General features: G+C 62.8%; 20 protein-coding genes. 10 read left to right on the plus strand and 10 right to left on the minus strand.

The features are described from left to right. The first annotated feature begins 103 nt into the window (after window positions 1-103). Window positions 104-709: a YqgE/AlgH family protein gene (locus tag LAC81_RS02955; protein ID WP_223727750.1), complete on the plus strand. Its 606-nt coding sequence runs from the start codon at window positions 104-106 to the stop codon at window positions 707-709. A gap of 101 nt (window positions 710-810) precedes the next feature. Here LAC81_RS02955 and LAC81_RS02960 read toward each other — a convergent pair whose 3' ends face one another. The 4 genes from LAC81_RS02960 to thrC all read right to left on the minus strand — a co-directional run bounded on the left by LAC81_RS02960 (window position 811) and on the right by thrC (window position 7,348). Beyond that, the gene (locus tag LAC81_RS02960; RefSeq protein ID WP_223726655.1) at window positions 811-3,720 is read right to left on the minus strand and encodes an EAL domain-containing protein; all 2,910 of its coding nucleotides are present in this window, start codon (window positions 3,718-3,720) and stop codon (window positions 811-813) included. Further along, a complete protein-coding gene (locus LAC81_RS02965) occupies window positions 3,720-4,331 on the minus strand; it encodes a GNAT family N-acetyltransferase (RefSeq protein ID WP_223726656.1) in 612 nt (203 codons plus the stop codon). Before LAC81_RS02965 ends, LAC81_RS02960 begins: the two co-directional genes overlap by 1 nt. A gap of 298 nt (window positions 4,332-4,629) precedes the next feature. Further along, complete coding sequence (locus LAC81_RS02970; protein ID WP_113537971.1) at window positions 4,630-5,931, minus strand: M16 family metallopeptidase; 1,302 nt, start codon at window positions 5,929-5,931, stop codon at window positions 4,630-4,632. A 16-nt stretch (window positions 5,932-5,947) separates the two neighbouring features. Continuing rightward, on the minus strand, window positions 5,948-7,348 hold the full coding sequence (thrC, locus tag LAC81_RS02975; protein ID WP_223726657.1) for a threonine synthase: 1,401 nt from the start codon (window positions 7,346-7,348) through the stop codon (window positions 5,948-5,950). Window positions 7,349-7,629: 281 nt separating this feature from the next. Here thrC and LAC81_RS02980 point away from each other — a divergent pair, with 281 nt between their 5' ends. Beyond that, window positions 7,630-8,181, plus strand: a complete 552-nt coding sequence (locus LAC81_RS02980; RefSeq protein WP_223727751.1) for a hypothetical protein — start codon at window positions 7,630-7,632, stop codon at window positions 8,179-8,181. A 70-nt stretch (window positions 8,182-8,251) separates the two neighbouring features. On the opposite strand, the gene LAC81_RS02985 is transcribed toward LAC81_RS02980, so the two are convergent. Both LAC81_RS02985 and LAC81_RS02990 read right to left on the minus strand, forming a co-directional pair. Beyond that, the gene (locus LAC81_RS02985; protein WP_113537969.1) at window positions 8,252-9,358 is read right to left on the minus strand and encodes an ABC transporter substrate-binding protein; all 1,107 of its coding nucleotides are present in this window, start codon (window positions 9,356-9,358) and stop codon (window positions 8,252-8,254) included. 230 nt (window positions 9,359-9,588) lie between these two features. Further along, entirely contained in the window at window positions 9,589-10,284 is a 696-nt protein-coding gene (locus tag LAC81_RS02990) for an HAD family hydrolase (RefSeq protein WP_113537968.1), read from the minus strand. Window positions 10,285-10,462: 178 nt separating this feature from the next. Here LAC81_RS02990 and LAC81_RS02995 point away from each other — a divergent pair, with 178 nt between their 5' ends. Beyond that, entirely contained in the window at window positions 10,463-11,131 is a 669-nt protein-coding gene (locus LAC81_RS02995) for a GntR family transcriptional regulator (protein ID WP_223726658.1), read from the plus strand. 68 nt (window positions 11,132-11,199) lie between these two features. Here LAC81_RS02995 and LAC81_RS03000 read toward each other — a convergent pair whose 3' ends face one another. After that, the gene (locus LAC81_RS03000) at window positions 11,200-11,880 is read right to left on the minus strand and encodes an ArsR/SmtB family transcription factor (RefSeq protein WP_223726659.1); all 681 of its coding nucleotides are present in this window, start codon (window positions 11,878-11,880) and stop codon (window positions 11,200-11,202) included. Window positions 11,881-11,973: 93 nt separating this feature from the next. Between LAC81_RS03000 and LAC81_RS03005 the strand changes: the two genes are divergently transcribed. From LAC81_RS03005 to LAC81_RS03020, 4 genes are all read left to right on the plus strand, one after another. Then, a complete protein-coding gene (locus tag LAC81_RS03005; RefSeq protein WP_223726660.1) occupies window positions 11,974-12,294 on the plus strand; it encodes an NIPSNAP family protein in 321 nt (106 codons plus the stop codon). Between the two features lie 3 nt (window positions 12,295-12,297). Continuing rightward, window positions 12,298-12,645: an antibiotic biosynthesis monooxygenase family protein gene (locus LAC81_RS03010; protein ID WP_223726661.1), complete on the plus strand. Its 348-nt coding sequence runs from the start codon at window positions 12,298-12,300 to the stop codon at window positions 12,643-12,645. A gap of 136 nt (window positions 12,646-12,781) precedes the next feature. Next, window positions 12,782-13,912, plus strand: a complete 1,131-nt coding sequence (locus LAC81_RS03015) for a site-specific DNA-methyltransferase (RefSeq protein WP_223726662.1) — start codon at window positions 12,782-12,784, stop codon at window positions 13,910-13,912. Window positions 13,913-14,158: 246 nt separating this feature from the next. Beyond that, window positions 14,159-14,560, plus strand: a complete 402-nt coding sequence (locus LAC81_RS03020) for a YkvA family protein (RefSeq protein WP_223726663.1) — start codon at window positions 14,159-14,161, stop codon at window positions 14,558-14,560. A gap of 49 nt (window positions 14,561-14,609) precedes the next feature. On the opposite strand, the gene LAC81_RS03025 is transcribed toward LAC81_RS03020, so the two are convergent. From LAC81_RS03025 to mutY, 3 genes are all read right to left on the minus strand, one after another. Further along, window positions 14,610-15,479: a hypothetical protein gene (locus tag LAC81_RS03025; RefSeq protein WP_223726664.1), complete on the minus strand. Its 870-nt coding sequence runs from the start codon at window positions 15,477-15,479 to the stop codon at window positions 14,610-14,612. 142 nt (window positions 15,480-15,621) lie between these two features. After that, complete coding sequence (locus LAC81_RS03030) at window positions 15,622-16,239, minus strand: HAD family hydrolase (RefSeq protein WP_223726665.1); 618 nt, start codon at window positions 16,237-16,239, stop codon at window positions 15,622-15,624. Between the two features lie 83 nt (window positions 16,240-16,322). Further along, window positions 16,323-17,411 carry an A/G-specific adenine glycosylase gene (mutY, locus tag LAC81_RS03035; protein ID WP_419195799.1) on the minus strand — a complete coding sequence of 363 codons (1,089 nt, stop codon included), beginning with the start codon at window positions 17,409-17,411 and terminating at the stop codon, window positions 16,323-16,325. Window positions 17,412-17,504: 93 nt separating this feature from the next. Between mutY and LAC81_RS03040 the strand changes: the two genes are divergently transcribed. From LAC81_RS03040 to LAC81_RS03050, 3 genes are all read left to right on the plus strand, one after another. Then, window positions 17,505-18,011 (plus strand): DUF721 domain-containing protein, encoded by a 507-nt coding sequence (locus LAC81_RS03040; RefSeq protein WP_113537958.1) that lies wholly within the window; start codon window positions 17,505-17,507, stop codon window positions 18,009-18,011. A gap of 114 nt (window positions 18,012-18,125) precedes the next feature. Next, on the plus strand, window positions 18,126-18,953 hold the full coding sequence (locus LAC81_RS03045; protein WP_223726666.1) for a DsbA family protein: 828 nt from the start codon (window positions 18,126-18,128) through the stop codon (window positions 18,951-18,953). Window positions 18,954-19,055: 102 nt separating this feature from the next. Then, window positions 19,056-22,517 carry a chromosome segregation SMC family protein gene (locus LAC81_RS03050; RefSeq protein WP_223726667.1) on the plus strand — a complete coding sequence of 1,154 codons (3,462 nt, stop codon included), beginning with the start codon at window positions 19,056-19,058 and terminating at the stop codon, window positions 22,515-22,517. Window positions 22,518-22,627 lie beyond the last annotated feature (110 nt).

Below are 22,627 nucleotides of genomic sequence, written 5' to 3' on the forward strand. Positions count from 1 at the left end.
ACTTGATCGGACACGGCGAAGTGAACGTCGTGCGTGCAATATTTCCAGGCCGCGACGCAGAGGCGCTTTTCATTTCGCGGCGAATTGATAGGCTGTTCCCATGATGTCGACTCCGATGGCGCAAAAGAGACGGGAGCGAGGTTTCCTTGACGGTCAGTTCCTGATCGCCATGCCGGGAATGTTTGATGCCAATTTCGCCCGCACGGTCATCTTCATCTGCGCCCACTCGGGCGATGGCGCGATGGGCTTCGTGCTCAACCGGCCTCAGCAACTGACCTTTCCCGACGTGCTGCTTCACCTTGATATTCTTGATGAGGACGAGGCGATCCGGCTCCCGCAGATGACGCGGGATTTCCAGATTCAGGCCGGCGGTCCGGTCGAGACGGGCCGCGGCTTCGTGCTGCATTCCGACGACTACCTGAGCGATTCCAGCATCCCTGTCAGCGACGACATCTGCCTGACGGCAACGCTCGACATCGTCCGCGCCATATCGCGCGGCGAGGGGCCGGTGAGGGCGACCATGATGCTCGGCTACGCCGGCTGGGGCCCAGGCCAGCTCGAAGCGGAAATCACCCAGAACGGCTGGCTCACATGCCCGGCACGTGAGGAACTGATCTTCGACAAGGCGCTGGACGATAAGTACGACCGGGCCTTGGCGCTGATGGGCGTATCGGCCGCGATGCTGTCCGTGGATGCGGGCCACGCCTGATTGCCGGATTAGCCACCGGCTCTCATTCATGCTGAAACAAAAAAGCCCGTCGAGCGGTCGCCGACGGGCTCTGGTCGCTGCGCGGCGGCGTTAAGCCGCGTTTACGCCCGCTTCATCAGGGGAAAGCGCTCCTTCAGCAGCCGCTGGATCGATTCCGAGCCAATCGGGGGGCCGAAGAGGAAGCTCTGGCCGTAGTCGCAGCCCATCTGCGAGAGCTGGATCGCGTCGTCCTCGGATTCGATACCTTCGGCCACCACCTGCATATCGAGTTCGCGCGCCATGGTGATGACCGAGCGCAGCAGGATGCCGCGCTTGTCGCTCGGGTCGCGCACCAGCGCCTTGTCGATCTTGATCGTGTCGAAGGGGAAGCGGGTGAGGTAAGACAGCGACGAATGGCCCGTGCCGAAGTCGTCGAGTGCCAGCTTCAGACCGGCTTCCTTCAGCTTTTCGAGAACGAGGCGTGCCTGCTCGGGATTTTCCATCACGAGCGATTCCGTCAGTTCCATCTTCACCTTGCCCGGATCGCAGCGGTTCTTGGTGAGGATCGCGCGAACGTCGTCATAGAGCTCGTTGTTGAGCAACTGCGCGCTCGACAAATTGATCGAGACGAAGATCGGCAGGTCGCCGGACTGCAGCTGCCATTCCGTCAGGTCGCTCGTCGCCTTGTCGAAGGCGAACATGCCGAGTTGGTTGATGAGGTCGGAATTCTCGGCGATCGGAATGAACTCGGTCGGCGAGATGTTGCCGCGTTTCGGATGGTCCCAGCGCATCAGCGCCTCGAAGCCGGCGATCTCCGCGTCGTTCAACCGCACGATCGGCTGATAGACCAGCGAAAGCTCCTTGCGCTCGATCGCCTTTTTGAGATCGGCTTCAAGCTGAAGCCTGTCCGATCCGGAGGTGCGGAAGGCAGGGCGGAACGGTTCGACACGGTTGCCGCCTTCCTTCTTCGCCCGGAACATGGCGAGTTCGGCGTCGTCGAGCAGGCCGGCGGCGCTTTGCTCCTGATCGAGCCAGGAGACGAGACCGATCGATGCCGTCAGGTTGATTTCGCGATTGCCATAGTTGAGTGGCACCATGATCGCCTTGCTCACCGCGTCGGCGAAATCCGCGACCTTGGCGGGGTCACGCTCGGACATCAGGATCAGGCCGAACTGGTCGCCGCCGAGGCGGGCAAGCGTGTCCTGTGGGCGCAGCAGTCGGCGCAGTCGCCGCGTGAGCGCGATGAGGATGTTGTCGCCGGCGGCAATGCCCAGGAGATCGTTAACCTGTTTGTAACGGTCGATGTCGATTGCGAGCACCGTCGGGCGCGCCGAATTGCTGCCGTCGGCCATCAGCAGGATTGCCTGCAACCGATCGAGAAACACCTGCCGATTGGGAAGGCCGGTCAGATTGTCGAGCAGTGCATTGTGCAACAGCCGCTCGACGGAATTGCGCTGCTCGGTGATGTCGATAATGGTGCCGACGCAGCGGATGATTTCGCCGTTGGCACCGAGCACCGGCCGGGCGCGAATGGAAAGCCAGTGATAATGGCCATCTTCGGCGCGTACGCGGAACTCATGGTTGAGTTTGCCGCGGCGGCGCTCCAGAAGCACGTCGAGCGTCGCCCGGAAGCGGTCGCGATCATCAGGATGCAGGCGCGGCAACCAGTTGCGCAAGGGTCCGTGCATGCTGCCGAGCGACAGGCCGAGCTGGGTCGATATATCCGGCATGGTCACCACCCGGTCGCGGGCGACGTCCCAGTCCCAGACGGTATCGCCGGAGCCGGTGAGCGCGAGCGACTGGCGCTCGAGATCCGAGAACAGGCCCTGCTGGTAACCGCTGCCGGCAACCGCATGCTGCATGACGGTGAAGCCGATCAAGAGCACGATGAGCACGAGACCGCCGCCGAGCGCCGGCTGCACGATGTCGTTGGCAAGCTGGCCGGTGACGGTCAACCATGCGCCGAAGAGCCAGACGAGGATGAGCAGCCAGGCAGGCACTAGCAGGATCGCCCGGTCGTATCGGTTGAAGCCGAGATAGGCGATCAGCACGATGCCGACCGTTCCTGTCAGCGCAAAGGAGAGTCGGGCGATACCGGACGCAATCGCGGGATCATAGACGGCGACGCCGAAGAGCAGGCCGAGTCCCAGGATCCAGGCGAGCGTTGCGTATCCGAGATGCTGATGCCAGCGGTTGAGATTGAGATAGGTGAACAGGAAGATCACCAGGCCCGCCGCCAGGAAGACCTCGGTGCCCGCTCGCCATATTCGCTCGTCTCCGGCCGTCACGCTGATGAGCTTCGACAGGAAGCCGAAATCGACGCAGATATAGGCGAGGACCGCCCAGGCGAGCGCCGCCGTCGCCGGCAGCATCGAGGTTCCCTTGACGACGAAGAGGATGGTCAGGAACACCGCAAGCAGACCGGCAATGCCGAGCACGATGCCGCGATAGAGCGTGAAGGCGTTGACCGTGTCCTTGTAGGAGTCCGGTTCCCACAGGTAGATCTGCGGCAGTTCGGGTGTCGCGAGTTCAGCGACAAAGGTGATGATGACGCCCGGCGCCAACGTGATGCGGAAGACGTCCGCTTCGTCGCTCGGCTCGCGGCTGAGCGCGAAACCTTCGCTGGGCGTGATCGAAAGGATGCGCTTGGAGCCGAGGTCCGGCCAGAACAGCTTGGAATTCACCAGCCGGAAATGCGGTGCGACGATCACGCGGTCGAGCGGTTCGGCCGAAACGTTGGCAAGCGCGAACACCGCCCAGTCGCCCTGGTGGTCCTCGCTGCTGGAGCGTACTTCGATGCGGCGCACGATGCCGTCGGTTCCGGGCGCGGTCGAGACCTGGAAGGCTTCGTTGCGGCCGCTGTAGATTTCGGTGGTTGCCGTCAGGTCGAGCGCGGTGTCCTCGCGCGAGATCTTCACCGGCTCCAGAGCCTGGGCCGCACCGCCGAGCGCGCAGAAAAACGTTGTGAGCGTAATCAGAAACGCTGCCAGCTTCGAGGCTGACCAGGCGAAGGGCGAGCGGGCTAGGGGCATCAAAGGGGCATATTCCTGTTCGGTAGGGCATCGTCGGACAGGAGAGAAAAGAGCACGTGGTCGCGCCACTGGCCATTAATTCTCAAGTACTGTCTTAAGTAGCCTTCACGCGCAAAACCGGCCTTTTCAAGGAGCCGGATGCTTCTTGAGTTGTCCGGAATACAGGCTGCTTCAATACGGTGCAACTCAAGGGTCGAAAAGATGTAGGGAATAGCGAGTCTCAGGGCCGCATGCATGTGGCCCTTGCCGGCGTGGCGCGCGCCCATCCAGTAGCCGATCATGCAGTTTTGCCCGGCGCCGCGGCGGATGTGGCCGATCGTAAGTCCCCCGAGCAGCATCTCGTCTGGCTTGTGGAAAAGAAAGAGCGGCACCGCTTGCCCTGAGGAGTATTCCTGCTCGTTGCGGATGACCCGGCTGCGATAGGCGCTCTCGGTCATCTCGTCAGTGCGCCAGGTTGGTTCCCACGGTTCCAGGAAGGCGCGGCTCTCGCTTCGGAGCTGATACCATTGGCGATAGTCGGCATAGCGGGGGAGCCGCAGCAGATAATTCTGGTCGGCGATTTCGATCGTCTCCGGCTGCCGCGACAGGAACCGAAAAACCGATCGTGTCATAGCTGCCTCCGAGGCCGTCCAGTTTGCGTGCGGGGACCTTTTATCATCCGCCCGGCAGCGCGCCTTTGCGCTGTCACAAACCGAAACCTTGCACAACTTTGCGCGCAAATCGAATCCGATTTTGCGAAAAGACGCAAAGACTTCACCATTCGAGCACGACGTTTGCGCCAGCGACGCGTTCGCCGGCCCAAGGCTAATCCAGGCTTGGGCTCGGATGGTCTCTGCCAGGAATTGCACAGTCCCCAAAAGGCACGATCATTTCACGGTTTCAATGAAACAATGAAATGATCGAAGCCGGTTAGCTGGCGACGGCGTGCTGAACGGCGGTCTTGCCGGTCAATGACGACAGGATATCGTTCATGGGAGCAAGCTGCTCCAGCGGGCCGATGGCCGAAAGGGTCGGCGTCGTATCGAAGAACAGCCGGCCGGCAAGGTCGGTCAATCGCTCGATGGTGATGCCGGAGAGGCGCTCCATCAGTTCTTCGTTCGGGATCGGACGCCCATAGAGCATCATCTGGCGGGCGATTTGACCTGCGCGGGCGGCCGGGCTTTCCTGCCCCATCAGCAACTGTGCACGAATCTGGGCGCGCGCCCGTTCGATTTCCTGCTGCTCGATGTTCATCGAGGACTTGCGCAGTTCGTCGACGATGACGGGCATCAGTTCCGGCAGGTTCTCGCCGCCGGTTGCCGCATGCACGCCGAAGATGCCGGTGTCGGAAAAGCCCCAATGGAAGGCATAGACCGAATAACAGAGGCCACGGTGTTCGCGCACTTCCTGGAAGAGGCGGGAAGACATGCCGCCGCCGAGGATGTTGGCGAGGATTTGCGAGCAGTAGAAGTCGCGGGCGTGATAGGCCTTGCCCTCGAAGCCGAGCAGCACCTGGGCGTCCATCAGGTCGCGCGTTTCGCGGCTCTCGCCGCCCGTATAGCGCGCTGCCTCGAGCACCGGGGTTGCGATCGGCGTACGCGGAAGCGACGAGAAGCGCTCCTCCACCTGGCGCACGAAGGCGTCGTGTTCGACGGCGCCGGCTGCGACCACGAACATGCGGTCGGTGGTGTAATTGCGGCCGAGATACTGGCGGATCTGGTCGGCAGAGAACGACATGACCGTATCCGGCGTACCGAGGATCGGCCGGCCGACGGTCTGGTTGCGATAGGCGGTCTCGGCGAAACGGTCGAAGACGACGTCATCCGGCGTGTCGTCGGCAGCGCCGATCTCCTGCAGGATCACGTGCTTCTCGCGCCGCAGTTCCTCATCGTCGAAGCTGGATTCGGTAAGAATGTCAGCGAGAATATCGACTGCCAGCGGCACGTGATCCTTGAGGACACGGGCATAGTAGGACGTCGTCTCGGTCGAGGTCGCAGCGTTGACTTCGCCGCCGACATTTTCGATTTCTTCGGCAATCTGGCGGGCGGTGCGCCGCGCGGTGCCCTTGAAAGCCATGTGCTCAAGCAGGTGGGCAATGCCATGTTCGCCCAGGGTTTCATTGCGCGAACCGGATTTGATCCACACCCCGAGCGCCACGCTTTCGAGATGCGGCATCTGCTCGGTTACCACCGTCAACCCGGAAGGGAGCCGGGTGCACTCAACTTTCATCATACGTTTCTTCTCGTTCTTACCCCCGGAGACGGGTGCGCTCGCCGATAAAGGTCTCGACGCTCTTCAGGTCCGGATCCAGGATATCGAAACGCTCCTCCCTGTTCATGAGGTCAGCAAGCCACGTCGGAAGCGCCGGGTCAATACCACTTGCCGATTTTACAGCGTCCGGGAATTTCGCCGGATGGGCGGTGGCGAGCGTCACCATGGGAGCAGACGGCTTCTCGTGCTTGGCGGCGACGAAGACGCCGACGGCGCTGTGCGGATCAAGCAGATAGCCGGTTTTTTCCAGCGTCTTGGCGATCGTCCTGGCAACGTCCTTCTCCGAGGCGCGACCGGAGCGGAACTCCTTGCGGATGGCCTTCAGAGCCTTTTCGCGGATGGTGAAGGAACCGGACTGCTTGAGGCCGTCCATCGCCGAGCGCACTTCGCCCGGATCACGGTCGTTCGCCTCGAACAGGAGCCGCTCGAAGTTCGACGAAATCTGGATGTCCATCGACGGTGCGGTCGTCGCCTTGACGTCTCGCATCTCGTAGCGACCCGTCTTCAGCGTGCGGGCGAGAATGTCGTTCTCGTTGGTAGCGATCACCAGCTTGTCGATCGGCAGGCCCATGCGCTTGGCGACGTAGCCGGCGAAGATGTCGCCGAAATTGCCGGTCGGGACCGTGAAGGAGATCTTGCGGTCCGGTCCGCCGAGCGCGACTGCCGTGGTGAAGTAGTAGACGATCTGGGCCATGATGCGCGCCCAGTTGATCGAGTTGACGCCCGAAAGCTTGACGCGGTCGCGGAAGGCTGCATCGTTGAACATGCCTTTGACCAGGTTCTGACAGTCGTCGAAGTTGCCCTTGACGGCGATGGCATGAACGTTGGATGCGTTCGATGTCGTCATCTGCCGCTGCTGCACCGGCGAAACCTTGCCGTGCGGGAAGAGGATGAAGATGTCGGTACGTTCACGGCCGGCAAAAGCGTCGATGGCCGCACCGCCGGTGTCGCCCGAAGTCGCGCCGACGATGGTGGCGCGCTCGCCACGCTCGGCCAGAACATAGTCCATCAACCGTGCAAGCAATTGCATCGCCACATCCTTGAAGGCGAGCGTCGAGCCATGGAAGAGTTCCATGACGAAGGCGTTCGGACCCGTCTGCACGAGCGGTGCGACGGCCGGGTGGCGGAAGGTGGCGTAGGCCTCATCGACCATTTCGCGGAACTTGGCCGCCGGAATCTCGCCATTGATGAAGGGCTCGAGCACCGTGAACGCGATTTCCTGGTAGGACTTGCCGCGCAAGCCCCGGATTTCCTTCTTGGAAAACTTCGGCCATTCCTTGGGGAGATAAAGACCGCCATCGCGCGCAAGACCGGCAAGCAGCGCGTCGCAGAAGCCGAGAGGAGCGGCTTCGCCGCGCGTCGAGATATACTTCACCATGGTTGTCCTTCGTCCCACCTCAAGGATGGCCGCGACCCTGGGAAACGCCGCCGCGGCATGCCCGTCTTATTGCGTCAGTCCTTGACAAAGTCTGCATCTATTCTTGTCACCAACGCAATTTCCGGCCGTAAATCAGGCTTCGGAAAATTCGGTAGGGACACGCCGACCCAATCGATTTTTCAGTTTGTCGCTGCTATAGACGATGCCCGAAGGCCATGAAAGGTCTTCCGGCCGAGATTTCGGTCAAGGAGTTTCAACCGGTCCAGCAGAGGTTGTTCAACGTGTTTGGCAAAGTATCCCGGCCTGTTCTCGCAATATCTTTTCTCGCGGTCCTCGCCGGCTGTAACAAGACGCAATCCGGCGGAGCGATCGAGGCGGGCGGCAGCGCCACCGCTCCGACGCCAGCCGTCGTCCAGGCCGCGTGCCCGCAGGTCGTCCTGCGTGATGGCACGTCGGTGTTCACCAGCTACGCTAAGGGTGCCAAGAACGACCCGACGAAGGTCGTTTACCAGGCCTCACTCGCCGACACCACGCGCCAGTGCGTGCAGAGCGAGGGCGCATTGTCGATAACCGTCGTGGTGCAGGGACGCGTGGTCAGCGGTCCGGCCGGCGGCCCCGGCAAGATCACCATGCCGATCCGTGTCGCTGCCACCGACGACGACAAGACGCTCTACTCCGAACTGACGCAGCAGGCGGTGGAAATCCCGTCCACCGGCTCGGCGCAATTCGTCTTCACCAAGGCGAACGTGGCGCTGCCGGCTGGCGCCGGGTCCAACGTCACCGTCTATGTCGGCTTCGACGAGGGCCCGCCGGCCAAGGGCAAGAAGAAGTAGGCTGCGGCGCATACCGCACAAAAAAACGCCGGGGCTTGCCCCGGCGTTTTCATTTCCATCCTGCGCTGGCTTACTCGGCCGGAACGCTCTTGCCGCCTTCCCACTTGTAGAGCGAGAACGCCTGCGAGGTCAGGTCGCCGGCTTCGCCGTAGGTCAGCTTGCCGAGCACGGTGTCGATTGCTTCGCCGGACTTGATCGCGGTGGCAACCGCAGTCGCGTCTTCGGCAGAACCGGCTTTCTCGATGCCGGCCTTCAGCACCTGCACGGCGGCATAGGCGTTGAGGGTGAAGGCTTCGGCCGGGATGTTCTTCGCCTTCAGCGCTTCGACGGCCGGAGCCGACGCCGGGTTGCGGGTCGCGTCGCTGGCGTTGGTGTAGATCGTGCCGGTAGCAGCTTCGCCGCCGATCGCCCAGAACTCGGTGTTCGACAGGCCGTCGCCGCCGAAGATCTGTGCCTTCACGCCCTGGTCGTGCATCTGGCGTGCGAGCAGGCCGCCTTCCGGATGGTAGCCGCCGAAGTAGACGACGTCGACGTTCTCGGACTTGAGGCGCGTAACGATGGCGCTGAAGTCCTTGTCGCCCGGGTTCAGACCTTCATAGACGACTTCCGTGATGCCGCCTGCATTGATCGCCTTCTTGAAGCCGTCAGCAAGTCCCTTGCCGTAGGGTGCCTTGTCGTGCAGGACGGCGACCTTCTTGTCCTTGAGGTTCTTGACCACGTAGGCAGCGGCGACTTCGGCCTGCTGGTCGTCGCGGCCGCATGTGCGCAGCACGTTCCAGAGGCCACGGGTCGTGAGGTCAGGCGTCGTTGCCGTCGGCGTTACCATCAGGATGCCGTTTTCGGCGAGAATGTCGGAAGCCGCCATCGAGGTGCCCGAAAGCACCGGGCCGACGACATAGCGGATGCCTTCGCCGGCTGCCTGGTTGGCAACCGAAACGGCCTGCTTCGGGTCGCCGGCGTCGTCGAGCAGCTTCAGAACGATCTTTTCGCCGTTGATGCCGCCAGCCTTGTTGATCTCTTCAGCGGCCGTTTCCGCGCCGTTTTTCACCTGCTCGCCATAGGCCGCGACCGGGCCGGTGAGCGGCGTGATGACGCCAACGGTGATATCGGCGAAGGCGAGCGGGCCGAAGGCGACGCTGGCGGCCAGGGTCAGGCCAGTCAACATTGAAAGACGCATAGTGTTTCCTCCTAGAAATAGCCCTGATGGGGCTTGCTTGATATGGCCCTCGTGCGCGGCTTTTTCGAAAACCGGGGAGATTTTCTAAGGGACACGGCGCCACTTCAATGTGTCATCGTGTCCCTCGGCGTCTAATCGGACGCCTGCCGTGGTGGCCGAAGGCTTTTTTCTCACTCCGGCCGGAAGGCAGGGGCGAAAGGGGTGGGGCCGGATGGGACCGTTGAGCGGCGTCAGGCCGTCAACGATTCCGACCATTCCGAAAGCGCTGAAATCACGCCCGGCAACGCCGTCATGCGCGAGATCACGGTTTCGGCGCCGGCTTCCGTCAGCTTGTCGGCATGCGACGGGAAGGTGTGGGAGCCGCCGGTGAAGCCGACGACGCGCATGCCCGCGGCGCGCGCGCCATGGATGCCATGCACCGAGTCTTCGATAACGAGTACCCGCGATGGGTCCACGCCCATCTGCTTGGCGCCATGCAGGAAGATGTCCGGCTTCGGCTTGACGCGATCGGGGCCGAGGTCGCGCGCCGAGTAGATGCGCGGGCCGAAATGGTCCTTGATGCCGACCTTGCCGAGCATCATCGCCAGGCGCGCCGAGGTGGAGTTGGAGCAGATGCAATGGGGCAGCGTCAGCTGCAGCAGCATCGGCTTGACGCCGTCGATGATCTTGACATCGCGTTCCAGGCGCTGGTCGAGGATGGTGTCGACCTTGCCGATCAGCGATGCGGAAAGCGGAATGCTCGCCTCCCTCTCGATCTCGAGCAGCGTGTTGTGCCAGGTCATGCCGGCAAAGCGCTCGGCCATTTCTTCGACGCTGATCGGGTAACCCGCTTCGGTCAGCAGTGCCGCTTCGACTTCCGAGGCGATGATTTCGGAATCGACGAGAACGCCGTCGCAATCAAAAATGATGAGATCGATACCGGTCATTTGGAACAGTTCCCTGGGAGGAGAAGGCGCCGCAGGCGGGGGAGAATGGCTCGCGCGGCGCGGGGCTTCGTACGGCAGAGCTTTATACGATGGCAGCCGAAAGCTCAACCTTTGGAAATCATCGAAACCGCTGCTGCGCTTGCTCGACAGTATTGTTTCGCGGCTCTATCTGTAGGCGATGGAAAAGCAACAGGACGACACACTTGCAAGTCGCATCAGCAGGGCACTCGCCGAGAGGATTATCTCCGGCATATTGATGCCCGGCGAGCGCTTGCGGCAGGATCACATCGCCGAGGAATTCGGTGCGAGCCACGTCCCCGTTCGCGAAGCCTTTCGGCGGCTGGAGGCCCAGGGGCTTGCCGTCAGCGAACCGCGCCGTGGCGTCCGTGTCGCGTCCTTCGATCTCAAGGAGGTGAGGGAGGTCGCGGAGATGCGCGCCGTTCTCGAGGTGCTGGCGCTTCGCCATGCGATCCCGCATCTGACGCCGGCGATCCTCGACCGGGCGGAGACCGCCACCATGGCGGCAGACACTTCGCGCGACGTGCGCTCCTGGGAAGCGGCAAACCGCACCTTCCACCGTCTGATCCTGCAGCCCTGCGGCATGCCGCGGCTGCTTGCCGCCATCGACGATCTGCATGCCGCAAGCGCCCGTTTTCTCTTCTCCGCCTGGCGCACGAGCTGGGAAGCGCGCACCGACCATGACCATCGCGCAATTCTTGCGGCTCTGCGCGAAGGCCGTGGCGACGAGGCTGCAAAGATCCTCGAGCGGCATGTGGGCTGGATCGGCAAGACGCCGGTGAGAACAGCCGCCGGCGAAACGCGCGAGGCGTTTTCGATCGTCGGCTAGAGCAAATGCGGGAAAGATGCGTCGCGGTTTTCCGTGCGGATTTGCGCCGATTGAGGCACATCGCTTGGCTATTGCGGAAACAGTTCGGAGAAGGCCTTCTCACCGCTGGAGGTAAAGCGGATGGCGCGGCTGTCGGCCTCCCGCTTCGCCCAACCCTTGTCGATGAAGAGCGTCAGCAGCGCCTCACCGAGCGAGCCGGCGAGGTGCGTCCGTCGCTCGCTCCAGTCGAGGCAGGTGCGGCAGATCGGGCGACGCGATTTCTTCAGTGCCGAATAGTCGATGCCCAGCGCCTCGATCCGAACTTGGCCGGCCGGGGTTAGTGCTAGGTCGTCGCCGTTGATCTCGATCTGCTTTTCGGCGATCAGGCTGTCATACATGCGCACGCCATAGTCGCCGGCAAGATGGTTGTAGCAGACGCGCGCCTTCCGGAGCGCCGGATCTTTAGGGCCCGGGCGGTGACGGTTCATGCCGCGGCTGGCGGCAAAGCCCATCAGGTTCTCGAGCATCAGGCCGACTTCGTCCTCTGCGAGTTGAAAATAGCGATGCCGACCCTGCTTGCGCTGTGTCAGCAGGCCGCCGGCCTCAAGCTTGGCAAGGTGGGAACTGGCGGTCTGAAGCGTTATCCCGGCATGGGTGGCAAGCTCGGTTGCCGTAAGCGCGCGACCGCCCATCAGCACCGTCAGCATGTTGGCACGGGCTGGATCGCCGATCAGCGATCCGATGAGGGCGATGTCGGGGCCTTCCTTCATACTTCGATCGTAGTCGAAGCATTCCCGTCGGACAAGCAGGCATAGTCATCCCATCAAAAGCCGGGCGCCGTGCCGGGCCACAAGGAGACGACGATGATCACCTGCTTCATCCGCTACGAAATCGATCCCTTCAAAAGAGAAGAGTTCGCCGCCTATTCTCGCAATTGGGGCGAGGCGATCCCGCGCTGCGGTGCCGATCTCATCGGCTATTTCGGACCGCACGAGGGTTCGGCGACGACGGCTTATGGAGTCTACAACATCGAGAATCTCACGGCCTACGAGGCCTATCGCGCCCGGCTTGCTGCCGATCCGCTCGGCCGCGAGAATTATGCCTTCGCCCGCCGCGAACGGTTTATCCTGAGGGAGGACCGGATTTTCCTGAAGAACGTGTCCGCCCCCGTTGGAGGTAAGTGAAACATGATTGCCGTCATCTTCGAAGTCCTACCCGCCGAGGGCCGGCGCGACACCTATCTCGGCATCGCCGCCGATCTGCGCCCGCTGCTCGACGACATCGATGGTTTCATCTCGATCGAGCGGTTCCAGAGTCTCTCCAATCCCGACAAGGTCCTGTCCCTATCCTTCTGGCGCGACGAGGCGGCAGTGAAGGCCTGGCGCAACGGTAGCGAACACCGTGCCGCCCAGGATGCGGGACGCCATGGCGTCTTTGCCGACTATCGGCTGCGCATCGCCTCCGTCATTCGTGATTACGGGCTGAACGAGCGCCACGAAGCGCCGGCCGACAGCCGCGCCTTTCACGACGCCTAGTGAATCTCTGAGATCAGATATCGCTAACATAGCGTGACTACGCACTTTTTCGGAACGGCCTTCAGGCTTTGGTAACCATCTTCGGTAACCATAAGCTCCATGATCCGTTCCGAGTAAGCGTATTTGCGAGTTGTCCATGTCTTCAGTTGTTTCGCTTGCCGAAGTCTCCCGTTCCTCCCGTCCGCTGGGCTGGCTCGACAGCATCATCAAGGGTGACTGCGTTGCGGCGCTCAATGCGCTTCCCGACAATTCGGTCGACGTCGTTTTCGCCGACCCGCCCTACAACCTCCAGCTCGGCGGAATGCTGACGCGTCCCGATCAGTCGGTGGTCGATGCCGTCGACGACGAATGGGACCAGTTCGCCTCCTTCGAGGCCTACGATGCCTTCACCCGCGCCTGGCTGCTCGCCTGCCGCCGTGTGCTGAAGCCGACCGGCACCCTCTGGGTCATCGGCTCCTACCACAACATCTTCCGCGTCGGCGCCATCCTGCAGGACCTGCATTTCTGGATCCTCAACGACATCATCTGGCGCAAGACCAACCCGATGCCGAACTTCAAGGGCCGCCGTTTCCAGAACGCCCATGAAACGCTGATCTGGGCGACGCCGAACGCCAATGCCAAGGGCTACACCTTCAACTACGATGCGATGAAGGCCGCCAACGACGACGTGCAGATGCGCTCCGACTGGCTGTTCCCGATCTGCTCCGGACACGAGCGCCTCAAGGGCGACGACGGTAAGAAGGTGCACCCGACGCAGAAGCCGGAAGCGCTTCTCGCCCGCATCATGATGGCATCGACCAAGCCGGGCGACGTCATCCTCGATCCGTTCTTCGGCTCCGGCACCACCGGTGCCGTTGCCAAGCGCCTCGGCCGGCACTTCGTCGGTATCGAGCGCGAACAGGACTATATCGACGCGGCATCGGCGCGCATCGACGCTGTCGAGCCGCTTGGCAAGGCGATGCTTTCCGTCATGACCGGAAAGAAGGCCGAGCCGCGCGTCGCCTTCAACACCTTGATCGAGAGCGGGCTGATCAAGCCCGGCACGGTTCTGACGGACGCCAAGCGCCGTTACAGCGCAATCGTCAGGGCCGACGGCACGGTCGCTTCCGGCGGCGAGGCCGGTTCAATTCATCGCCTGGGCGCCAAGGTCCAGGGGCTTGATGCATGCAACGGATGGACATTCTGGCATTTCGAAGAAGGGAACACCCTGAAGCCCATCGACGAACTCAGAACCGTCATTCGAAATGATCTGGCAAAACTGAACTGATCAACCAGTTCCGCCAGATCCTTCGAAAAGCGCTCTAACCGGTTTTTGTACCTTCAGTCCCGGAAGGAGAGCTCTAAATGCCCGGAATCCTCGACGTGAGGGTTCCGGGCATTTGTATGTTGTCGGTCTTCTTGCCGGAACGGCTGACAAGGAGAGGCAAAGAAGCGGCACCTGATTGCCAATTCTTGCGTCGGGAAATAGGGTTCGACGTAACCAGTCTTCACCCGAACAAGGGTTGCCATCCGCATGACCTCGCCCGGTCGACTCCAGCGCGCCAAGCAATGGGCACGTCAAATCAAACGCGACGTCGTCGCACTCTGGTTCGCCGCACGAGATCCTCGAACGCCGATTTCGGCGAAATTTGTTGCAGGCGCGGTGGCGGCCTACGCGCTGTCGCCGGTGGACTTGATCCCCGACTTCATTCCGATACTCGGCTACCTTGATGATCTGATCCTCGTTCCGCTCGGCATCCTTCTGGCGGTGCGTCTCGTGCCGCCGGCGCTCATGGATGAATTCCGGCAACGGGCGACGGCACAGGAGGGGCGCCCCTCCAGCCGAGGCGGCTTTGTTGCGATCCTGAGTATCTGGTTTGTGGTCGCAGCCGTTGCGGCCTGGGTGGCCTGGGGCTACCTCTCGGCCAAGCAATGAAGAGGCTTCGCGGCGATCGGTGCCGCCGCGAAGCGTTGGCACAGTGCCTTTAGAGGTCCGACGCTCCCTGTGGGCGCAAATGGTAGAGAACACGGGCACCCTTGTCTTCGAAGCCGCACGCTGCGAGCGCCGGCACAAGCGGTCCCAGTTCGTCGGGCTCCGCCTCGATCGTGACGATCCCGATCCGCGGATGCGTGACACGGATGCGCTCCAGCAATGCGGCAATGAGCGCGGTCAAGCCCTTCGTGGTTGCCTGATGCCGGGTAATCACGAGCATCATCTCATCGCCGCCGGCAAAGGCGAAGGCTTCGCCTGTAATGCATCCCTGTTCTTCCAGTACCTGAGTCAGCCCGTGACCTTCGCGTTGAGCAAGCTCCTCGGTAACCGTGGTCGTGTCCCAGGTCGTGGTGCAGCTCTCCTCGCTGCAACGCGTGACCTTGGCTTTGGTGAAGAAATCAGCGTATCGGCCTAGAACCTCGTCAGCCAGTGGTGTGCGGATGGCCGATGTTCCGGCGAGCGGAAAATCTGAGGTGACTGGCCAAGCTTCACGCGGCGCCTGCCATACCCTGAACAGTTCTCGATGCGCGACGGCTCCGGTTTCTCCGGCAAGCTGTTCATGGAATTCGCCTATGCGCGAAGGCCACACAACCCCGTCGGGGCGGACCTCCTTGGCAGCGGCGTGCAGCAGCCGGGAGAGCACATGGATGTCGTCTTGGTCGGCGTGGAACGTGACGGCCGCGCCTGGCAGTGAGGTCGTCTCGTCCGTGTCGCGTTCGCGATAAAAGCCAGCCCAGCCGACGATTCGTTCGTCCTTGCGAGCGACAACGGTCCGGCTCTCGGAAAGGTGTTCCCTGAACTCGTCCAGAGTCACCTCTTCGCGATATCCCGCATCGGTGGTCGCGTAGATTTCCGCGACCATGGCGTCCTTGGCCTCACCGTCCCGTATCACACACAATTCTAAACTATCCATACATCACTCCCTCGGATCACAATCTCAGGTAGTGATGATGAATCGTGGCGAAAATCGTGCTGTCGGGGGCGGCCAAGAGCGAAATTTCGGCCTACGGATGGACGCCGTAGGCGGCGAGGTCGGACTTCAATTTTTCCGGGTCGACGAAGTGCACCGCATGCCAGCCGGCCATCCGCGCAGCCTCGACATTGGGCATGCTGTCGTCGATGAAGAGCGTCGCCGACGGGGTCAGGCCGAAGTTACGCGTATGGGTTTGGTAGATGGCGATATCGGGCTTGATGAGCTTGACGTCGCCCGAAACGGTCACCCCGCGCGGCAGCGTCAGGAAGGGATAGAGCACCTGCGCTTCGCGGAAGGTGTCGGAGGCGAAGTTCGTCAGCATCGTCACGTCGCGCCCTTCGGCGATCAGCCGTTCCAGCAGCGCAACCGTTTCGACATAGGCGTGCGGCACCATCTCCTGCCAATGCTTGCGGAAGGCACGAATCTGCACCTCGCGCTCGGGAAAATCCTTGATCAGCAGCGCTTCGGCTTCTTCCCAGGAGCGGCCGCGGTCCTGCTCGATGTTCCAGTCATGGGTGCAGACATTGGCGAAGAACCATTCGCGCTCGGCCTCGTCCGGGATGATGCGGCTATAGGGCAGGTTGGGGTCATAGTGGATCAGCACCTTACCGATGTCGAAGACGATGTGGCGGATGTCGATGCTGCTCATGGACGTATTCCTTGCTTGGTCTTTTAGATCAGGAGTTGGGCCGGATGCGGGCGGAAAACCGCGCTTTCTTTTCTCATGCCGCTCTAGCGCTCGGTCTTGAAGGCATGCGGGATCGCCTGGGCGATTGCCTTCTTCATGACGGTTGGCAGCGCCTGGGCCTTCAGCGAGTGAACCGGTTCCCACCAGCCGTTGCCCTCCGTTCCGGCGCGCGCGACTTTGGCGCGATAGACCGAGAGACGCAACTCAAAATGCGTGAAGACGTGGCTGATGGTGCCGCAGTCTTCCCAGGAGGCGGCAAAGGGTTGGGAGGCGAGCGTGGTGTCGCCATCCTGTCGCGATGTCCAGTCGGTTCCGGGCACTTCTGTCATGCCGCCAAGCAGGCCGGTTTCGATCCTTTTTCGCAGATAGACGGCATTGTCGGCATCGATCGCGACGAAGGCGGCGCCGCGCCGAAGTGGCTTGTCTTTCTTCTGCGCCTTGCGCGGAAAGGTTTCGGGATCGGCAACGACCAGCGCGCGACAGTGCGCGCGGAAAGGACAGAGCGAGCAGGCAGGCCGCTTCGGCGTGCAGATCGTCGCGCCGAGGTCCATCATCGCCTGGGCGAAATCTCCTGGACGATCGTCAGGCGTGAGGATGGCGACACGCGCCCGCATCTCGGGCTTCGCTGCGGGCAGGGGCGTTTCGATCGCATAGAGGCGCGAGATCACCCGCTCGACATTGCCGTCAAGCACGGCACTATTGCGGTTGAAGGCGATCGCTGCGATCGCAGCCGCGGTGTAGTCGCCGATGCCGGGAAGGGATTTCAACCCGTCTTCCGTGTCGGGAAACCGACCCCCGTGATCCCTGGCGATAACCTCGGCACATTTCTTCAGGTTGCGGGCGCGGGCATAGTAGCCGAGCCCGGCCCAGGCCTTCATCACGTCCTCATTGTCCGCGCGCGCCAGGTCCTCGACGGTCGGCCACAGTGACAGGAACTTCACGAAATAGGCCTTGACCGCTTGCACCGTCGTCTGCTGCAGCATGACCTCAGACAGCCAGACGTGGTAGGGATCGGCAACGATACCTTGGCTGGCCATAGGTGGAGAGACACGCCAGGGCAGGTCGCGGTGGTGCCTGTCGTACCATTCCAAAAGCAGGGGAGCGGCGTCGGCCGCCGGGATTGTATCGTGCATGATTTGCCGGGAGTTCTGTTTCCGGCCTATACTTGGCGAAGCGGAGCCGCGGCATCAAGGCTCAATCGACGTTGCATACAGAAAGTCGCATTCGTGAGTGAGCAGAAGCCCCGCAAGGGTGTCGTCCAGATCAGTGAGGTCGCCAACGGCCTGATCGACCCGGTGCTCGCCAAGCGGGCTGGCATCAACACCATGTTGCTCGGCTCGTGGGACGAAATCGCCGGCGAAGACTTCTCCGATTGCACGCGGCCCGAGAAGATCGCCTGGCCGCGACGTGTCTCGGAAATCGCAGGGGAGGGTGGCTACCAGCCGGGCGTGCTGACCGTCGCGTGCGAAGGCGCGCGTGCGCTTTTCCTGACCCATGCTCAGGGAGAACTCATCCAGCGCATCAACGGCTTCTTCGGCTTCTATGCCATCGGGCAACTGCGTATCGTCCAGAAACCCGTCTCGGTACAGCCGAAACACCGCGGCAAGCCGAAGCAGCTTTCGGGCGAGCCCGCGCGTCGGCTGGAGGCGATGGTGGAGGGTATCGAGAGCGAAGAACTGAAGGCAGCTTTACGCCGCCTCGGGACGGCCGTTCTGGCGCCGCGTCGGCGATAGGGCCATCAGCCGGTCACAATTCTTTGAATTCTGTTGACGCCCGGCCACTTGCCGCCCTGCGCGCGGCAAGATATCGAATCCGCACCACAATTCCCTCCGAACACGGGTCAAATCATGTCCGCTTCCGCAATGAACCTTACGAAACGCCTGCTCAGCGGTGCCGCCATCGCAACCGTCGCCCTGGTGCTTGCTGCCTGCAGCGACGAAAAGAAGGAAACGGCATCGACCGCGCCGACCCAGGCGAGCGAGACGGCGGCAAAGCCCGCGACTGACGCCATCACTACGGCATCGACGTCCGCGACGCCGGCGAACACCGAGGCGAAGCCGGCCACAGGCACTGAAGTCGCTCAGGCGACGACCGCTCCCGTGAAGGTCGAGCTCCCGTCGTCGGAAGGTTCCGTCGATGCGGCCAAGCTCATGGAGCCGGGCGCCCTGCCGGAAATGGCGCTGGGCGAAGCCAATGCGCCGGTGACGATCGTCGAATACATGTCGATGACCTGCCCGCACTGCGCGGCCTTCCACAACAACACCTTCGAAGCGATCAAGACCAAGTACATCGACAGCGGCAAGGTTCGCTTCATCGTGCGCGAATTCCCGTTCGACCCGCGCGCGGCGGCCGCCTTCATGCTGGCGCGCTGCGCCCCGGAGGGCCAGTACTTCCCGATGATCTCCATGCTCTTCAAGCAGCAGCAGCAGTGGGCCGCAGCCCAAAACGGCCGCGACGCCTTGCTGCAGATGTCCAAACTCGCCGGTTTTACACAGGAGAGCTTCGAGGCCTGCTTGACGAACCAAAAACTTCTGGATGATGTGAACGCTGTGATGCAGCGGGGCGCAAAGGATTTCGGCGTACAGTCGACGCCGACCTTCTTCGTTAATGGTGAACACTATTCGGGGGACATGTCGGTTGACGTTATGTCGGCCCTCATCGACAGCAAGCTCTGATCCTTCGCTTTTCCTGAAAACGGGCGACGGCAGCAGCCGTGTGCCCGTTTTTTTCGTTCTGCCGTGCGGTAGAGGGGGGAATCTCACCCCAGTGTCCGCCGCATGAAGTTTAACAAGCTTCGCCTGCTGGGCTTCAAATCCTTCGTCGAACCGACCGAGTTCATCATCGAGCGCGGCCTGACCGGCGTCGTCGGGCCGAACGGCTGCGGCAAGTCGAACCTCGTCGAAGCGCTGCGCTGGGTGATGGGGGAGAACTCCTACAAGAACATGCGCGCTTCCGGCATGGACGACGTGATCTTTTCCGGATCCGGCAACCGTCCGGCGCGCAACACGGCCGAAGTCGGCCTCTATCTCGACAACAGCGATCGCACCGCACCGGCCGCCTTCAACGATAGCGACGAAATCCAGGTGACGCGCCGCATCGAGCGCGAGCAGGGCTCCGTCTATCGCATCAACGGCAAGGAGGCGCGCGCCAAGGATGTGCAGCTACTCTTTGCCGATGCCTCGACCGGCGCGCGTTCGCCGTCGATGGTCGGGCAGGGGCGCATCGGCGAACTGATTGCTGCTAAGCCACAGGCCCGCCGCCAACTCTTGGAAGAGGCGGCCGGCATCTCCGGCCTGCATTCGCGTCGGCATGAAGCCGAATTGCGCCTCAGGGCAGCCGAGACCAATCTCGAGCGGCTCGACGACGTAACCTCGCAGCTCGAAAGCCAGATCGAGAGCCTTAAGCGCCAGTCGCGTCAGGCCAACCGCTTCAAGATGCTTTCGGCCGATATCCGCAAGCACGAGGCGATCCTCTTCCATATCCGCTGGGTGCAGGCCAAGGAGGCGGAAGCCGAGGCGACCAGTCAGCTCAACCAGATCACAGTGCTTGTCGCCGAAAAGGCGCAGGTGCAGATGCAGGCGGCGAAGGATCAGGCGATTGCCAGCCTGAAGCTGCCGGAATTGCGCGAGAATGAAGCGCGGTTCGCTGCGGCACTTCAGCGCCTGCAGATTGCCCGTTCGCAGCTCGAAGAGGACGCCGGCCGTATCCTCAGGCGGCGCGATGAATTGCAACGCCGTCTGGCACAGCTTGCCGAAGATATCGCGCGCGAACAGCGCCTCGTCGTCGACAATGCCGGCATCCTGTCGCGGCTCGACGAAGAAGAAGCTGAACTCAGCGACATGCTGGCCGAGGCAGACGACCGTGCGACGGAAGCACGCGAGCGGCTGGAGGAGGCGAACGAAAAGCTTGCCGGCAACGAAGCGCTTCTGGCTCGATTGACCGCCGAACGCGCCGAGGCGCAGGCCGGGCGCAACCAGCTGGAGCGGACGCTGCGCGACCTTTCCGAGCGACAGGCGCGCCTCGCCCGGCAACTGGCCGATCAGTCGCGCGATCTCGATGAGCTCGACCGGCAGATGTCAGCACTTCCCGACCCGCATGAAAAGCAGGGCCAGGTCGAGGTCGCCGAGGCTGCGCTGGAAGAAGCCGAAGCCAACGTGCTGGCGATCGAGGAGGCACTGGCCGAGGCGCGGCGCGCGGAGGTCGAGGCGCGTCCACCCGTCGACCGGGCACGCGCCACCCTCAACGGCATCGAGACCGAGGCGCGCACGATCCGGCGTATGCTGGAAGCGGTGGCCGGCGGCGCCTATCCCGCCGTCGTAGAGGACATGAAGGTCGACCGCGGCTTCGAGACGGCACTCGGCGCAGCACTTGGCGACGATCTCGACTCGCCGCTCGAACCGGCGGCGCCTGCCCATTGGCGTGCGCCGGGAGACCACGTCGGCGACGCCGACCTGCCGGAAGGCGTGAGCCCGCTGATCGCTCATGTGAAGGCGCCGGATGCGCTGACCCGCGCGCTGAAGCAGATCGGCATCGTCGCAAGCGAGGCGGACGCGGAACGGCTGCTGCCGCTGCTAAAGCCCGGCCAGAGCCTCGTTACCAAGCAAGGTTCCGTCTGGCGCTGGGACGGCCACGTGACCGGCTCCGAGGCGCCGAGTGCTGCGGCCTTACGTCTGGCGCAGAAAAACCGGTTGGCGGAACTCGACGCCGAGGCTGATGGTGCCGCAGAGGCGCTGCGACGCGCTGAGGCTGAACTCGCTGTTGCCGGCACGCGCATCCGCGCCGAGGACGAGCGGCTGCGGCTATCGCGCGACGCGCAGCGCATGATCTCGCGGCAACTCGGCGAAGCCCGCGACGCGCTTGCGGCTGCCGAGCGTGCCTCCGGTGATCTTGCCCGCAGGCGCGCGGTACTTGCGGAAACCCGCAGCCAGATCGAGGCGCAGGTCGAGGACGTGGCCGAGCAGATCGAAACGGCCAATGGTGCGCTGGCGGATGCGCCCGATCTCTCGGAACTGGAGATGAAGTTGCGCACGCAGACGGCCGATGTCGCTGCCGATCGTGCCGCCGTTGCCGAAGCGCGCGCCGCTCATGACGGTCTGGCGCGCGAGAACGAGGTCCGCCAACGGCGCATCACCGCGATTGGCGCGGAAAGGCAGACCTGGAAGGCACGTGCGAACAGCGCCGAAGAACACATCGCGACGCTGCGAGATCGTGAGGCGGAAGCCCGCGACGAAGTGGAAGAACTGATCGATGCGCCTGATGAGTTCGAGGACAAGCGTCGCGCATTGATGAACGAGTTGCAGAAGGCGGAAGCAGCCCGGCGCGAGGCGGCCGACCTTCTCGCCGAGGCGGAAGATCACCAGCGCGAGGCGGACCGTCTGGCGGCAACCGCGCTCTCTGAGCTTGCCGAATCGCGCGAGAAGCGCGGCCGCGCCGAAGAGCGGCTGGTCTCTGCCCGCGAACGCCGCGTCGAGATCGAAGCGCGCATTCACGAAGCGCTCTCCTGTGCGCCGCACGAGGTGATGCGGCTGACCGGGCTTGCCGTCGACGAGGCGCTGCCGGACATGCGCAATATCGAGCGGGAGCTCGAACGGCTGAAGATCGAGCGCGAACGCCTCGGCGCCGTCAACCTGCGTGCAGAAGAGGAGCAGAAGGAGCTTTCCGATAAGCTCGCTCTCATTCTCCGCGAGCGCGACGACGTCATCGAGGCGATCCGCAAGCTCAGAAGTGCCATCCAGAACCTGAACCGCGAGGGCCGCGAGCGCCTGATCGCTGCCTTCGACGTCGTCAACGTGCAATTCCAGCGGCTGTTCACCCACCTCTTTGGCGGCGGCACGGCCGAACTGCAACTGATCGAGAGCGACGATCCGCTGGAAGCGGGTCTCGAAATTCTCGCCCGCCCGCCCGGCAAGAAGCCGCAGACGATGACGCTGCTTTCCGGCGGCGAGCAGGCGCTGACGGCGATGGCACTGATCTTCGCGGTGTTCCTCACCAATCCGGCCCCGATCTGCGTGCTCGACGAAGTGGACGCGCCGCTCGACGACCACAATGTCGAGCGCTACTGCAACCTGATGGACGAGATGGCGGCTTCGACCGAAACCCGCTTCATCATCATCACCCACAACCCGATCACCATGGCTCGCATGAACCGACTGTTCGGTGTGACCATGGCTGAACAGGGGGTATCACAGCTGGTGTCCGTCGACCTGCAGACGGCGGAGCGGCTGAGAGAAGTGGTCTGATCGTTCGCCGACCCGACCGCGGTCAGTGTCGGAGTGCTATTCGAACGCTGCGATGAAAACCTGTTGCACGCAGCATGCCTTCGCGTCGGCCGCAGCGATCGGCATGGGCC

This window comes from Ensifer adhaerens (genome assembly GCF_020035535.1).
In the GTDB taxonomy this organism is placed as follows: Bacteria; Pseudomonadota; Alphaproteobacteria; order Rhizobiales; family Rhizobiaceae; genus Ensifer.

Bases quoted from the DNA above. Each gene is read 5' to 3' on its own strand.
- LAC81_RS02955 (WP_223727750.1), top strand. From the start codon at position 104: ATGTCGACTCCGATGGCGCAAAAGAGACGGGAGCGAGGTTTCCTTGAC.
- LAC81_RS02960 (WP_223726655.1), bottom strand. From the start codon at position 3,720: ATGCCCCTAGCCCGCTCGCCCTTCGCCTGGTCAGCCTCGAAGCTGGCA.
- LAC81_RS02965 (WP_223726656.1), bottom strand. From the start codon at position 4,331: ATGACACGATCGGTTTTTCGGTTCCTGTCGCGGCAGCCGGAGACGATC.
- LAC81_RS02970 (WP_113537971.1), bottom strand. From the start codon at position 5,931: ATGATGAAAGTTGAGTGCACCCGGCTCCCTTCCGGGTTGACGGTGGTA.
- thrC (WP_223726657.1), bottom strand. From the start codon at position 7,348: ATGGTGAAGTATATCTCGACGCGCGGCGAAGCCGCTCCTCTCGGCTTC.
- LAC81_RS02985 (WP_113537969.1), bottom strand. From the start codon at position 9,358: ATGCGTCTTTCAATGTTGACTGGCCTGACCCTGGCCGCCAGCGTCGCC.
- LAC81_RS02990 (WP_113537968.1), bottom strand. From the start codon at position 10,284: ATGACCGGTATCGATCTCATCATTTTTGATTGCGACGGCGTTCTCGTC.
- LAC81_RS02995 (WP_223726658.1), top strand. From the start codon at position 10,463: ATGGAAAAGCAACAGGACGACACACTTGCAAGTCGCATCAGCAGGGCA.
- LAC81_RS03000 (WP_223726659.1), bottom strand. From the start codon at position 11,880: ATGAAGGAAGGCCCCGACATCGCCCTCATCGGATCGCTGATCGGCGAT.
- LAC81_RS03005 (WP_223726660.1), top strand. From the start codon at position 11,974: ATGATCACCTGCTTCATCCGCTACGAAATCGATCCCTTCAAAAGAGAA.
- LAC81_RS03010 (WP_223726661.1), top strand. From the start codon at position 12,298: ATGATTGCCGTCATCTTCGAAGTCCTACCCGCCGAGGGCCGGCGCGAC.
- LAC81_RS03015 (WP_223726662.1), top strand. From the start codon at position 12,782: ATGTCTTCAGTTGTTTCGCTTGCCGAAGTCTCCCGTTCCTCCCGTCCG.
- LAC81_RS03020 (WP_223726663.1), top strand. From the start codon at position 14,159: ATGACCTCGCCCGGTCGACTCCAGCGCGCCAAGCAATGGGCACGTCAA.
- LAC81_RS03025 (WP_223726664.1), bottom strand. From the start codon at position 15,479: ATGGTCGCGGAAATCTACGCGACCACCGATGCGGGATATCGCGAAGAG.
- LAC81_RS03030 (WP_223726665.1), bottom strand. From the start codon at position 16,239: ATGAGCAGCATCGACATCCGCCACATCGTCTTCGACATCGGTAAGGTG.
- mutY (WP_419195799.1), bottom strand. From the start codon at position 17,411: ATGCACGATACAATCCCGGCGGCCGACGCCGCTCCCCTGCTTTTGGAA.
- LAC81_RS03045 (WP_223726666.1), top strand. From the start codon at position 18,126: ATGTCCGCTTCCGCAATGAACCTTACGAAACGCCTGCTCAGCGGTGCC.
- LAC81_RS03050 (WP_223726667.1), top strand. From the start codon at position 19,056: ATGAAGTTTAACAAGCTTCGCCTGCTGGGCTTCAAATCCTTCGTCGAA.